The organism is Chromobacterium sp. LK1, from assembly GCF_001043555.1.
GTDB lineage: Bacteria > Pseudomonadota > Gammaproteobacteria > Burkholderiales > Chromobacteriaceae > Chromobacterium > Chromobacterium aquaticum.
The window spans coordinates 13,026-25,838 of record NZ_LDUI01000006.1; the positions used below are offsets into that span (position 1 = coordinate 13,026).

Here is a 12,813-nt window from a genome sequence, read left to right on the forward strand (position 1 = left end):
AGGATGAAATCAGGAAGGAGAAAGACGGTTTGAAGCTTGCGCGCCGAGGACCCGGCGCGCCGCGGCGGGCGCCGGCGGCTTTAATGCAGTTCTTGGCTGGGGGTTTTCAGCACACGCCACACCATGCGGTCGCTCAGCTGGTAGCGGATGGCCAGCACGCTGACCGCTTCATTGGCGCCCAGGCCCTGTTCCAGTAATTGATCGAAGTCGTTCAACAGCTGTTGATTGCGCGCCAGCCGCAATGCCTGGCTGCAGCGCGGCACGTACAGGATGTCGCCGCCGAAATGATGGGTCAGACTGGAGGCGGCATCTTCGCCTATCACTTCCACCAGCGCGGCGAAACGCAGCTGGCCCGCCTTGCTCTGGTTCTTGGAGATGGGCAGAGTGGTGCCGCCCAGCGCCTGCACCAGTTGCAAGGTACGCGGCAAGCCTATCAGCTCGGCCACCAGGCGCATGGTTTCGGGCAGGGCCGGGGCGATATTGGCTACGGTCATCGCAAAATCTCCTTGTAATCACGGAACAAAGACGATAAGTTCTAAATGAGTTATAATTACTTCTGAAAGCATACGCAGGCGGCATTTAGAACCACTGTTCTATTTTGACGCAAGCCCATGAATTCCTTGATCAACGCTTGTTGCAACAAGATGTCACTGCTTAGCCTTGACCTGCGCTTTTTGTTTTTGAACTTCACTCTCAACGTAAGTGCTATTTTAGTTCAAAACATAAAACCTAGCAATTAGTACGATGTCACTACCTGACCTAACGTACAGGTCATTTGACATGACAGAACGGGGCTCTGCCCGCATGCCAAATGGAGTTCTATATGGAAAAAAACTTGGAACAAAGTGACTTCAAGCAGCGGCTGGAGTCGCTGATCGGCGCGGAAAAGCCCTATGCCTGGGCTGCTCGCATCGGTATCAATAAGGGCTCGTTCACCAATATGTGGTATCACGGCGGCGTGCCCCGCTCCGCAACCGCCAGCAAGATCGTGGAAGCCACCGGTTGCAGGCTGGAATGGCTGTTGCATGGCAGCGGCCAGCCTTACGACACCGCGCCCGCCGCCAGCGCGCCGCGCAGATTAGAACGGGATTCGGATTGTTTTGTACCCGACAATGTGCATGAAGAGTTCTGTTTCATCCCGCGCTATAACCTGAAGGCGTCGGCCGGCTTCGGTTCTAATGCCAGCGAAGAGGCGCCGATGTTCTATATGGCCTTCCGCAAGTACTGGATCAAGAACCATCTGAACGCTTCCGCCAAGGACCTGGCGGTGATCAGCGTCAAGGGCGACAGCATGAGCGGCGTGCTGGAGGACCGCGATACCATCCTGGTCAACACCGCCGAGCACTCTCCCGGCGAGGGCCTGTACGTGATCCGCATGGGCGAGGACATCTTCGTCAAGCAGTTGCAGCGCTTGCCCGGCGGCGCGGTGCAGGTGCGCAGCGCCAATCCCTTGTACGAGACTTTCACCGTCGATCTGCAGCGCAATACCGGCGAGTTCGAGGTGATAGGCCGCGTGGTCTGGTTCGGCCGTCAGATTGGCTGAGAACGGGTTCACGATCTGCTGCGCTGCGGCGTTGAAATCGTCTTCGAAATGCTCATGCACCACGGGTACATGCCGCTTTCTCAGCCGCAACGCCTTGTCTCGCTCTAGCTCGCGAGATCGTAAACAGGTTCTGGGCCCGGCGCAGCGGGTGTAAACTGCTGTTTTGCCGCACCGCATGAAACGGATACCACCATGATTCAACACATCGAAGCCAGCCTGGGCGAGGCGCAAACCGCCTTGGCCAATCTGCTGGCGAATCCGGAAGCGCTGGCCAGCATCGACGCGGCCGCGCAAACCCTGATCGCCAGTCTGGCGGCGGGCGGCCGCATCTTTTCCTGCGGCAACGGCGGCTCGATGTGCGACGCCATGCATTTCGCCGAGGAACTGACCGGCCGCTACCGCAAGAACCGCCGCGGCATGGCCGCGGTCGCCATTTCCGACCCCAGCCACATGACCTGCGTCGCCAACGACTACGGCTACGAGTTCGTGTTTTCGCGCTATCTGGAAAGCCACGCCCGCGCCGGCGACGTGCTGATCGGCATCAGCACCAGCGGCAACAGCCAGACCATCGTCAACGCCGCGCAAGTGGCGCGCGAAATGGGCGTCAAGGTGGTGATTCTCACCGGTCGCGCCGGCACGCGGCTGGAACCGCTGGCCGACGTCTACGTCAACACGCCCGGCGGCCAGTTCGCCGACCGCGTGCAGGAGCTGCACATCAAGGTGCTGCACATCCTGATCGAACTGGTCGAACGTCACTTCTGCCCGGAAAACTATTGAGCTTTCCTGCTCTGTCACGTTTGCCATTGTGCTGATATCGCGCGCCGCGCCCCAAGCGACGCCTGTCAGTACGCCAACGGCATGATGCGATAAAAAAACCGCCGCCCGGTTCTCCCCGGCGGCGGTTTGGTTTTGCCTGCGGCGCGGCGCTAGGGCTTGTTCAAAGGCTCGCGGGCAAGAGCGAGACAAGGCGAAAACGAGCGAAAAAGCGGAATGTAGTCGTGGCACATGAGCATTTTGAGCTTGTACTCACCGTGTAACGCTTCACGAACGCAGCAGACCTTGAACAGGTTCTAACGGTTTAGGAATTCCCCGATGCGCTGGTAAACCATGCGGCAGGCGTCCGGCACGATGGCTTCCAGATTGAGGAAGGCATGCACCATGCCGTCCAGGTGCAGGTGCTCCACCTCCACCGCCGCCGCGCGCAGCTTGTCCACATAGAGGAAGTCCTCGTCGCGCAGCGGATCGAAGCCGGCCGACACCAGCAGCGTGTCCGGCAATTTGCGCGTGAACGCCCAGTGCAGCGGCGAGGCCTGCAGACGGTTTTCCGCATGCTGGAAATAGTTGTCGAAATACCAGGCCACCCGCGCCTTGGTCAGCAGATAGCCCTCGCCATTCTCGTCCACCGAAGGCTGGCTCAGCGTGTAATCGACGCTGGGATAGATCAGCACTTGGCGCTTGATCTGCAAGGACGCATCGTACTGCCCCAGGCCGCTGAGGCTGGAGGTCAGCGCGCCGCCGGCGGAATCTCCGGCCAGCGACAGCTGGCGCACATAGGGCAGTTGTCGCGCGTCCAGCGCCTGCCACACGCCCTTGGCCACGGTGGCGGCATCCTGCAGGCCAGCCGGGTACGGGCTTTCCGGCGAGCGCCGATATTCCGCCGACACCACCACGTGCCGGCTGGCGGCGGCGAGGCGGCGGCAAATCGGATCGTAGACGCTGACGCTGCCCACCATATGGCCGCCGCCGTGGAAAAACACCAGCACCGGCAGCGGCCGCTTGGGATCCGGGTGATAGATGCGCACCGGCACGGTGTAGTCGCGACCCGCCACCAGTTCGTCGTTGACCCAGGCGATGTCCGGCCCCGGCGTCACCATCTGCCGGGTCAGATTGGCCAGCGCTTCGCGCGCGCCGATGGCGGTAGCCTTGTAGCCCTTGGCCACCAGATCGGCCAATTCGCGGTTGTACTCCTCCAGCCAGACGGCCAGAGCGGGATCGAGCTGATGCATGCAAGCTCCTATCGGCCCAGGCGTGGCATACGCGCGCGGGCGCAAGCGGGGAAAGTCGGGAGAAGGCCGGGCGCGGCGCGCTGGCGGATGATCCGGTGATGGACCTGGCCAGCTTATACCATTGGTATCGCAGTGCAAGCGCGGATTGCGCACCTGGCATGCCCTACCCGCTGCCTGCTCAGCCGAACAGCCTTTCCAGCAAGCTGGGTTTGCGCATTTGCAACAAGGGCTCCGCGCCCAGCAGCAAATCATCGATCAGGCCCGGATCGGCGCGCGGCTGGCGCGCCTGCGCCGGATTGGAGCGTCCGGAGGGCTCCAGCGCCAGGTTGGGACCGCGCCGCGACAGCCGATAGCCGCCGGCGCAGCTGGGACAGAACAGCTCGTCGCCGTCGGCCGCGCTGCGCGGCACCGCGATGATGGGGCCACAGCCCTGGCAGCACTGCAGCGGAATGCCCGGCTCGCTATGGCCGATGATGTGGTCGAAACGGCCCGCCTCGCCCAACTGGATGAAACGCTCTCCCAACTCGCTGTCGAACTGGCTGCCCAGGTTTTCCCGGATGATGGCCAGCGCGCGCTCCTTGGGCATGCCGCGCCGATACGGCCGGGTGCTGGTCATCGCGTCGAAGGCGTCGGCAATGCCGACGATGCGCGCAGCCAGCGGGATGTCCTTGCCCCGCAGGCCCAGCGGATAGCCGCGGCCGTCCGGGGTTTCGTGGTGGCGCAGCACCGCGTCCAGCGCCAGTTCCGCCAGCGGGTGGTCGCGCAGCAGGTCGGCGCCCACTTGCGGATGGGTCTTGATCACCTCGTACTCGGCGTCGCTGAGCTTGTCCGGCTTGTTCAGCACAGTGTCCGGCACGCCCACCTTGCCCAGATCATGCAGGAATCCGCCCAGCGCGATGCGCTCCACTTCCGACTGCGACAGGCCCAGGCTGTCGGCCAGCGCATAGCAAAAGCGCGATACCCGCCACAAATGCCCGCCGGTATAGGCGTCGCGCGCCTCCACCATCATCGCCATCGTGTACAGCGTTTTCAGCAGTTCCTGCGCCTGTCGCATCGCCATGTCCTCGCATGCGGTGAAACCCGGCCGCGAGAGCGATATCTGCAAGCGCCCCGGCGGCGTCTCGGGCCGAATGATTTCAATATGGCATATCAATGCGGCTTTGCTGCACTGGCAGCAATACGACAGTGTCGCGGCGAAAACTAGAGCATTCATTCCATTTGCATGAAGTTTTCATTTTTCTTGGCTAGCCTAGGCGACACGCGGTCCGCGCGCAGCGTCCGGGCCGCGCGTTCCACACGAGGAGACAACAATGAAATCACTGCTATTGCTGAGCCTTGCCCTGAGCCCGCTGGCGCAGGCCGCCGCCCAGGAACCGATACAGCCGGACCCGCGCTACAGCCACGTGCTGTCTTCGTCCGGCCCGCTCAGCCGCGAGCAATTGCTGAAGACGGCGCCGCCGGCGCCGATGAGCCGCGCCGCGCGCGGCGACGCCAATATCGAACTGATGTCGGTGCCCGGCCCGGCCACTTACACCTATCTGCGCTGCTATTACCGCACCGGCGGCAGCGCCACCAAGCCCACCACCGACTACGCATGGGCCCTGGACCCAAGCAGCGGCGACTACTACCGCTTGAACGGCTATTGGTGGTCCAGCAGCGCGCTGGACTGGAAGAATATGTATTACACCGATGTGGCACAGAGCACGCTGCAAACGGTCTGCCGCGGCACCTTGCAGAAAAAGGGCATCCAGCAGAACCCGGCGATGGTGTTCGCCGCCGACAACCAGCTGTCCTTCAATTACACGGTGTGGACCAATGACAAGGCCGGCCAGGGCGCGGCCATCAACAAGATCGTCGCCTTCGGCGACAGCCTGTCCGACAACCAGAACGTCTATAACGCCTCGATGTGGACGCTGCCCAACCGCAACAGCTGGTTCCTCGGCCATTTCAGCAACGGCCAGGTGTGGGTGGAATACCTGGCCGGCCACCTGCAGCTGCCGGTCTATAACTGGGCGGTGGGCGGCGCCGGCGTGGACACGCAAAAACTGGTGATCCCCGGCGTGCAGCAACAGGTGCAGTCATGGAAGGACTACATGAAACAGGCCCGCGACTACGATCCGGCCAGCACGCTGTTCACCATGCTGATCGGCGGCAACGACTTCGTGAACTACAACAACTCGGTGGACAAGGTGATCAGCGGCCAGAGCCAGGCGCTGACCAGCCTGATCGACGCCGGCGCGCGCAACATCCTGGTGCTCAATCTGCCCGACGTATCGCGGGCGCCGGTGTTCCAGTTCAAGTCCGGCGCCACCCAGGTGGCCGCCCAGGTACGTGACTATAACCAGCGCCTGAACACGCTGGCCGCCCAACTGCGCCTCAAGTACGGCAGCGGCCTGAATCTGCGGGTGTTCGACAGCTACGCGCTGTTCAACCAGGTACTGGGCAATCCGGCGCAATACCAGTTCAGCAACACCACCCAGTCCTGCCTCGATATCAACGCGGACTCCGGCGCCAATTATCTGAGCGCCCAGAACGCGCGCGCCAATTGCGTGAATCCGGACAGCTTCGTGTTCTGGGACACGCTGCACCCCACCACCCGCACCCATAAAGTGCTGGCGGACGAGGTATACGGCTTCCTGAACGGCCGCGCCGGCTTCGCCGCGCTGCCGCGACGCTAAGCACCGCCGGCCAACGGCCAAGCCGCACCATTCAACAGGCCGCCCGCGGGCGGCCTGTTGTTTTGCAAGGCCTTTTTCGGCCATGCATTTGAGCGCGGCCGCGGCAACGCATACAATGAAGGATTTTCCGGCGCGCCCGCCTCTATGCGGCGAGCCGGCCCGGAACCGCAAGCGAAGGCCCCCGATGTCCTCCCTGACCCCATTGCTGCAACGCGCCGAAGCCGCGCGCGCAGAATTGATCGCCCGGCTGCAAGCCGAAGACACCAACTGTTACCGGCTGTTTCACGGCAGCGCGGAAGGCGCCCCCGGCCTGACCGTGGACCGCTACGGCGAGCAACTGCTGGCGCAGAGCTTCCATCAGGCGCTGAGCGATGCCGAACTGGCGGAGATTCGCGCTCACTACCAGGCCAGCCATCCCGGCCTGCCGCTGATGTACAACGACCGCAGCGCCGGCAACTCGCGCATCGGCAACGCGCTGACGCTGGAACAGCAGGCCGAGGCCGAAGCCGACCACACCATCCGCGAACTGGGCGTCAACTACCATTACCGCGCGCGCCACAAAGGCCAGGACCCGTGGCTGTTCCTGGATCTGCGCGCCGCGCGCCGCCATGTGATGCAGCTGGCGGCCGGCAAGAGCGTGCTCAATCTGTTCGCCTACACCTGCGGCGTCGGCGTGGCCGCGGCCAAGGCCGGCGCCAGCTTCGTGATGAACGTGGACTTCGCCGAATCCAGCCTCAGCGTCGGCCGCGCCAACGCCAAGCTCAATCTGCTGGCCACCCGCCCGCGCTGCGTGCAGAGCGATGTGTTCGCCGCCATTCGCCAGCTGTCCGGCATCGGCCAGCCCGAGCGCGTGCGCGGCAAGAGAATGCCTCCCTTCCCCAAGCTGGAAGCGCGCCAGTTCGACCTGGTGTTCCTGGATCCGCCGCGTTACTCCAAGAGCCCCTTCGGCGTGGTGGACCTGATCAACGACTACCAGGCGCTGTTCAAGCCGGCGCTGCTGGCCACCGCGCCCGGCGGCACGCTGATCTGCTGCAACAACGTCGCGCAGGTGGATGGCGACGCCTGGCTGGAAGCGCTCACGCGCAGCGCGGCCAAGGCCGGCCGCGAAGTGCGCGCGGCGGAATGGATCACTCCGGACGCGGACTTCCCCAGCCCGGACGGCAAGCACCCCTTGAAGATCGTCGCGCTCAGCGTCTGAGCTGTGCTCTTGACGGCGGCGGGCCCCGGCCCGATTGCCGCGGCCAGATCCAATCTCGCCAAACGCCCGCCCTGCGCGGGCGTTTTTGCATAAAAAACCACAGCCATTCAGCCATATGGCATTTTTACGCATATCTTAAAATTACCGTTTATTTTCACCTGTAGATACTTAAAGATTCCGTTACGGCATCAAGCCGCGACTGCCGCGCTAGACGGCACACGACAGACAGCTTGACTCAAATCACGTATCGGGAAAGTACAATGAAACCTCAACTGCTACGCGGCCTGCTGGCCGCCGCCGGCCTGTTCGCCGCCAGCCAGGCCCATGCTCAGCTGGACCCGCAACTGGACTATCTGTCCCCGGGCGGGCCGCTCAGCGAAGCTCAGGTCAAGGCCGCGCCGACCAAGCCGGCCGTGGCGATGGGAGCCACCACCTACACCTATCTGCGCTGTTATTACCGGCTGGACATGAACGGCGCCAAGCCGCAAACCAGCTATCACTGGGCGCTGGATCCCAGCAGCGGCGACTACTACCGCGTCAACGGCTACTGGTGGTCCGGCAGCATCGTCGCGCTGAAGAATATGTTCTATAGCGACGTGACCCAGGACACCCTGGCCGGCGTCTGCCAGAAAACGCTGGCGGCCAAGGGCATCAGCCGGCCGGTGGCGCTGTACGCCGCCGCCAACAACCAGCTGTCCTACAACCACACCATCTGGAGCCAGGACAGCGCCAGCCAGCCGGCGCGCGTCAACAAGCTGATCGTGTTCGGCGACAGCCTGTCCGACACTCAGAATATGTACGGCGCGTCGCAGTGGAAGCTGCCCAACGCCAAGAGCTGGTTCATCGGCCGCTTCAGCAATGACCGGGTGTGGGTGGAATACCTGGCCGAGCAGTTGAACTTGCCGATCTACAACTGGGCGATAGGCGGTTCCGCCGCCGACCAGCACCTGGTGGTGCCCGGCCTGCTGCAGCAGGTGGAGTCTTGGTCGCAATACATGCAGAAAGCGGCCAACTACCGGCCGGAAAACACCTTGTTCACCATGCTGATAGGCGGCAACGACCTGCTCAACTACGGCCGCACCGTGGACCAGGTGATCGCGGACCAGAGCAAGGCGCTGGAGCGTGTGATCAACGCCGGCGCGCGTCACATCGTGGTGCTGAATCTGCCCAATCTGGCCCGCACCCCGGCGGCCCAGGCCAGCGGCAAGGCCGCCGCGCTGGCGCCGCAGGTGCGCGATTACAACGCCAAGCTGGCGCTGCTGGTGACGCAATTGCAACAGAAATACGGCAGCACGCTGAAGCTGAACCTGTTCGACAGCAACACCTTGTTCGACGACTTGCTCGATCACCCGGCCAAGTACCAGGTCAGCAATGCCACCCAGTCCTGCCTGGACATCGCCGGCAACGCCAGCCTGCCCTATATCTGGGAGCAGAAGCCGCACGCGGAATGCGGCAATCCGGACAGCTTCGTGTTCTGGGACGTGCTGCATCCCACCACCCACACCCATAAGCTGTTGGGCGGCTATGTCGCCAACTTCGTCAAGGCGGCGGACCCGGCGGTTTCCGCCGCGGCGGCGCTGAAGGCGCGGCGCTAAGCGCCGGCGACGGCTCTCCTCCCCAAGCCGCCGCCATCACGCGGCGGCTTGGGGTAAGATGCCGGTTTCAGCCGGACATCCCACCATGCACCCAGCCCAGCAGACCACACTGAAACCCTGCCCCAAATGCGGCGCGCCCGCCCTTCTGATCAAGGCCGGCTCCCGCCGCTTCTGGGTGCAATGCAGCCGCTACCCGGACAACGGCAATTGCAGCGCCATCGGCGCCCAGGCCGACAACAAGAAGGAAGCCATCGCCAACTGGAACGCCAGCCGCTGAGCACATCATGAATATCTCGCCTTATCTGCTGACGCCGCTGCTGCTGGTGTTGTCCAATGTATTCATGACCTTCGCCTGGTATGCCCACCTGAAGGACATGTCGTCCAAGCCCTGGTGGCTGGCCGCATTGGCCAGCTGGGGCATCGCCTTGTTCGAGTATTTGCTGCAGGTGCCGGCCAACCGCGCCGGCTACGGCACGATGACGCTGTCGCAGCTGAAGATCATTCAGGAAGTGATATCGCTGTCGGTGTTCATACCGTTCGCGGTGTTCTACATGAACCAGCCCTTCCGCTGGGATTACGTCTGGGCCGGGCTGTGCCTGGTGGGCGCGGTCTACTTCATGTTCCGCGGCTGAAGCCGGCTACTGGTTGGCGCGCACCCAGCGGTGCCATTGGGAGAACAGCTCCGGATTGAGCGCGGCGATGGCGGAACGCTTCCAGATCACATCGCTCCAGTAATCGTCGCTGTTGAGGCTGGCGATCTGGCCGCCGGCCTCTTCCAGGATCACCGCCCCGGCGGCGTAATCCCACAGCCGCTGACCGCCATGAAGATAAAGATCGTAGCGGCCGGCCGCCAGATAACACCAGTCCAGCGTGCTGGAGCCCAGATTGCGCAGGCTGCCGCAGGGGCAGGTGCTGCCGATGCGCGCGGCCAGCTTGCCGGAGCGCAGGTATTTGACTTCGACGCTGGCGATGGCGTCGCACATGGTGTTGACCACGGTTTTCAGCGGCAGGCGCTGGCCGTTCAGATAAGCGCCCTCGCCGCGGCTGGCGTAGAACATTTCCTGGGATACCGGATTGTAGATCACGCCCAGCCGGCTCTTGCCCCCCACCATCAGGCCGACGGAAATGGCGAAATACGGCAGGCCGTTGACGAAGTTGGTGGTGCCATCTATCGGGTCCACCACCCATAGGCCATCCTGATTTTCCGCCCACAGCCGGTCCTGCTCGGCCAATTCCATCTCCTCGCCCAGCACCGGGTGCGGCAGGATGCGGGGCAAGGCGGCCTGCAAAGCCTGCTGGCAAGCCATATCGGCCTCGGTGAACAATGTGCCGTCGTCCTTGCGGCTTTTGCCCACGCGCAAAAAGCGCGGCATCACCTCGTCGCGCGCCACTTCCCTGAGCACCTGCATCACCTGTTCCAGCACCTGCATCCGTTTTCCCCCAAGGCCGCTACAATCCCATTTGCTGCAATTGCAGCAAACAAAGCAAAATACCGATATCAACAGCGACTTTCAATACGTGATGCCCAGGTTTTACATTGACGCCGACCTTAGCGTCGGCCAAACACTGGCCCTGCCGGACACGGTAGTGCGCCATGTGCAGGTGCTGCGGCTCAATGCCGGCGACGCCATCACCCTGTTCAACGGCCGTGGCGGCGAGTACTCGGCCATGCTGGACGCGGTGCTGAAGCGCGATGCCCATTGCCGCATCGAAGGCTTTGACGATGTTTCACGTGAAACACCGATCTGGATGGGTCTGGCTCAAGCCATTTCCGGCGGCGACAAGATGGAGTTCACACTGCAAAAAGGCGTGGAAATGGGCGTGTCCGCGTTTCAGCCCATCGCCGCGGAACGTTCCATCGTCAAGCTCTCCGGCGAGCGCGCCGACAAGCGCGTGGCGCGCTGGCAGGAGATCGTGGTTTCCGCCTGCGAGCAATGCGGCCGCAACAGCATTCCTCAAGTATTGCCGATTCTATCGCTGGAGCAATGGCTGAAACGGCTGCCGGACGCCGATGCACGGCTGATCCTGTCGCCGGTCGGCACTCAGCGCCTGGCCGACATCGCCGCCGCGCCGGCGCGCGCCTGGCTGATGGCCGGCCCGGAGGGTGGCTACTCCGCGCGCGAGGAGGCCGCGGCGCTGGATGCCGGCTGGACGCCGCTGAAGCTGGGGCCGCGCATCCTGCGCACCGAAACCGCGGCGCTGGCGGCGGTAGCGGCGATGCAGACGGTGTGGGGGGATTACCGCTAGGCTGAACCGCTTGCGCTTAGAGCCTGTTCACGATCTCGCGAGCAAGAGCGAGACAAGGCGAAAACAAGCGAAAAAGCGGAATGTACACGTGGTACATGAGCATTTTGAGCTCGTACTCACCGTGCGACGTTTCACGAAGCGCAGCAGACTTTGAACAGGTTCTTATAGAAAGCGCAGCGGATCGATCTTCCACTTGTCCGGCGACTCGTGCTTGACGATGCGATCGCCGCCGCCGAAGCCCATGCCGCGCCCCAGGTCCACCAGTTCCGGCGGGATATAGACATTGCTCTTGGTGCTGAAGAACACCTTCACCTTGGGCGAGATCAGATTGCTCTCGTTCTGCTCCACCACCACGCCCAGGCGGCCGCTCTCCAGCCGCACCAGGGTGCCCACCGGGTAAATGCCTATGCTGCGCATGAAGGCCTGCACCAGCTGCGGGTTGAAATGGAATTTGGACCACTCGTAGATCTTGCGCAGCGCGTCGGTGGGCGCCATGCCCTTGTGGTAGCAGCGATCCGAGGTCAGCGCGTCATAGACATCGACGATGGCCGCCATCTGCCCCAGCTGCGAGATTTCCTCGCCCTTGAGTCCGGCCGGATAGCCGCTGCCGTCGTGGCGCTCGTGATGCTGCGCGGCCACCAGCACCGCGGTTTCTGAAATGCCGGTGGTTTGCAGCAGGATCTGCTTGCTCTCCACCACATGGCATTTCATCACCGCGAATTCCTGTTCGGTCAATTTGCCCGGCTTGTTGAGGATGCGGTCCGGTATCTTCATCTTGCCGATATCGTGCAACATGCCGCCGATGCCGGCATGGTGTATCACTTCCTTGCTCATCCCCATCGCATTGCAGAAGCTGACCATCAGCGCGCCCACGCTGACCGAATGCTGGAAGGTGTAATTGTCCTTGTCCTTGATCCGGCACAGCGACAGCAACGCTCCGCCGTTGCGCAGGATGGACGAGGTCATCTTGGACACCGACGGCTCCACCATTTCCAGCTCCACCTGCTTGCCCAGCCGCACATCCTTGAGAATGCCCTGGATGATCAGGTTGGCCTCGCTATGTATCATTTGCGCGCGGCCAAACTCGGCGCCGGCCTCCACCTGCCGTTCCAGTATGCTTTTATGGCTGCCGAATTCGCGGATCTGCTCTTCCAGCTGCTTTTTCACCTCGGTGGCGGTGGGCGCGGAAGGCAGATCCAGACCCTTGCGGGTATCGATATACACCTCGTGAATGCCGGAATCGGCGATCTTGTGGATCTCCTCCTCGTTCTTGATCAAGAAACGCTTGAGCAGGAACGGGTGCGACATCCAGTCGCAATTCAAGTCATGGATATACATCCCCACCTTGAGATCGGCCACCTCTATGCACTTGATCATTCTGTGCTCTTTTCCTGCCGCGCCAGCGCGCGGCCATGTCTCCGCCGTTCGATCAACCCGCCAGCGCGGGGCGTCTCTTTCAGAATCAGCCCGGCCACCGCCATTTGCAAGTTGATCCGTCAGCCGGTTCGCAAATAAAGATAAACGCGCGGCCGGGCGCATTGAGCGC

13 protein-coding genes are annotated in these 12,813 nt (G+C 62.8%); 8 read left to right on the top strand and 5 right to left on the bottom strand.

Annotated elements, in window-relative coordinates; all coding sequences use genetic code 11:
• Window positions 1-80: 80 nt before the first annotated feature.
• Window positions 81-494 (bottom strand): Mor transcription activator family protein, encoded by a 414-nt coding sequence (locus VI26_RS03975; protein ID WP_048408461.1) that lies wholly within the window; start codon window positions 492-494, stop codon window positions 81-83.
• Between the two features lie 329 nt (window positions 495-823).
• Between VI26_RS03975 and VI26_RS03980 the strand changes: the two genes are divergently transcribed.
• Window positions 824-1,543: a helix-turn-helix transcriptional regulator gene (locus VI26_RS03980; RefSeq protein WP_197081374.1), complete on the top strand. Its 720-nt coding sequence runs from the start codon at window positions 824-826 to the stop codon at window positions 1,541-1,543.
• 192 nt (window positions 1,544-1,735) lie between these two features.
• Complete coding sequence (locus VI26_RS03985; RefSeq protein ID WP_048408462.1) at window positions 1,736-2,320, top strand: SIS domain-containing protein; 585 nt, start codon at window positions 1,736-1,738, stop codon at window positions 2,318-2,320.
• A 293-nt stretch (window positions 2,321-2,613) separates the two neighbouring features.
• On the opposite strand, the gene VI26_RS03990 is transcribed toward VI26_RS03985, so the two are convergent.
• Together VI26_RS03990 and VI26_RS03995 are read right to left on the bottom strand one after the other, a co-directional pair.
• Window positions 2,614-3,549, bottom strand: coding sequence for an alpha/beta hydrolase (locus tag VI26_RS03990; protein WP_048408463.1), 936 nt, complete (start codon window positions 3,547-3,549; stop codon window positions 2,614-2,616).
• Between the two features lie 178 nt (window positions 3,550-3,727).
• On the bottom strand, window positions 3,728-4,603 hold the full coding sequence (locus tag VI26_RS03995; RefSeq protein WP_048408556.1) for an HD-GYP domain-containing protein: 876 nt from the start codon (window positions 4,601-4,603) through the stop codon (window positions 3,728-3,730).
• Between the two features lie 256 nt (window positions 4,604-4,859).
• Between VI26_RS03995 and VI26_RS04000 the strand changes: the two genes are divergently transcribed.
• The 5 genes from VI26_RS04000 (at window position 4,860) to VI26_RS04020 (ending at window position 9,652) form a co-directional block, all read left to right on the top strand.
• The gene (locus tag VI26_RS04000) at window positions 4,860-6,227 is read left to right on the top strand and encodes an SGNH/GDSL hydrolase family protein (RefSeq protein ID WP_231580951.1); all 1,368 of its coding nucleotides are present in this window, start codon (window positions 4,860-4,862) and stop codon (window positions 6,225-6,227) included.
• Between the two features lie 184 nt (window positions 6,228-6,411).
• The gene (locus tag VI26_RS04005) at window positions 6,412-7,425 is read left to right on the top strand and encodes a class I SAM-dependent rRNA methyltransferase (protein ID WP_048408464.1); all 1,014 of its coding nucleotides are present in this window, start codon (window positions 6,412-6,414) and stop codon (window positions 7,423-7,425) included.
• Window positions 7,426-7,685: 260 nt separating this feature from the next.
• Entirely contained in the window at window positions 7,686-9,020 is a 1,335-nt protein-coding gene (locus VI26_RS04010) for an SGNH/GDSL hydrolase family protein (RefSeq protein WP_082150873.1), read from the top strand.
• Window positions 9,021-9,105: 85 nt separating this feature from the next.
• A complete protein-coding gene (locus VI26_RS04015) occupies window positions 9,106-9,297 on the top strand; it encodes a Lar family restriction alleviation protein (protein ID WP_048408465.1) in 192 nt (63 codons plus the stop codon).
• A gap of 7 nt (window positions 9,298-9,304) precedes the next feature.
• Window positions 9,305-9,652 carry a DMT family protein gene (locus VI26_RS04020; protein WP_197081375.1) on the top strand — a complete coding sequence of 116 codons (348 nt, stop codon included), beginning with the start codon at window positions 9,305-9,307 and terminating at the stop codon, window positions 9,650-9,652.
• A 6-nt stretch (window positions 9,653-9,658) separates the two neighbouring features.
• Here the strand turns inward: VI26_RS04020 and VI26_RS04025 are convergent, their stop codons facing one another.
• Entirely contained in the window at window positions 9,659-10,444 is a 786-nt protein-coding gene (locus VI26_RS04025) for an inositol monophosphatase family protein (RefSeq protein WP_197081382.1), read from the bottom strand.
• Between the two features lie 97 nt (window positions 10,445-10,541).
• Between VI26_RS04025 and VI26_RS04030 the strand changes: the two genes are divergently transcribed.
• Window positions 10,542-11,267, top strand: coding sequence for a 16S rRNA (uracil(1498)-N(3))-methyltransferase (locus VI26_RS04030; RefSeq protein WP_048408560.1), 726 nt, complete (start codon window positions 10,542-10,544; stop codon window positions 11,265-11,267).
• A gap of 162 nt (window positions 11,268-11,429) precedes the next feature.
• Here VI26_RS04030 and VI26_RS04035 read toward each other — a convergent pair whose 3' ends face one another.
• Window positions 11,430-12,644: an HD-GYP domain-containing protein gene (locus VI26_RS04035; RefSeq protein WP_048408467.1), complete on the bottom strand. Its 1,215-nt coding sequence runs from the start codon at window positions 12,642-12,644 to the stop codon at window positions 11,430-11,432.
• Between the last annotated feature and the right edge of the window lie 169 nt (window positions 12,645-12,813).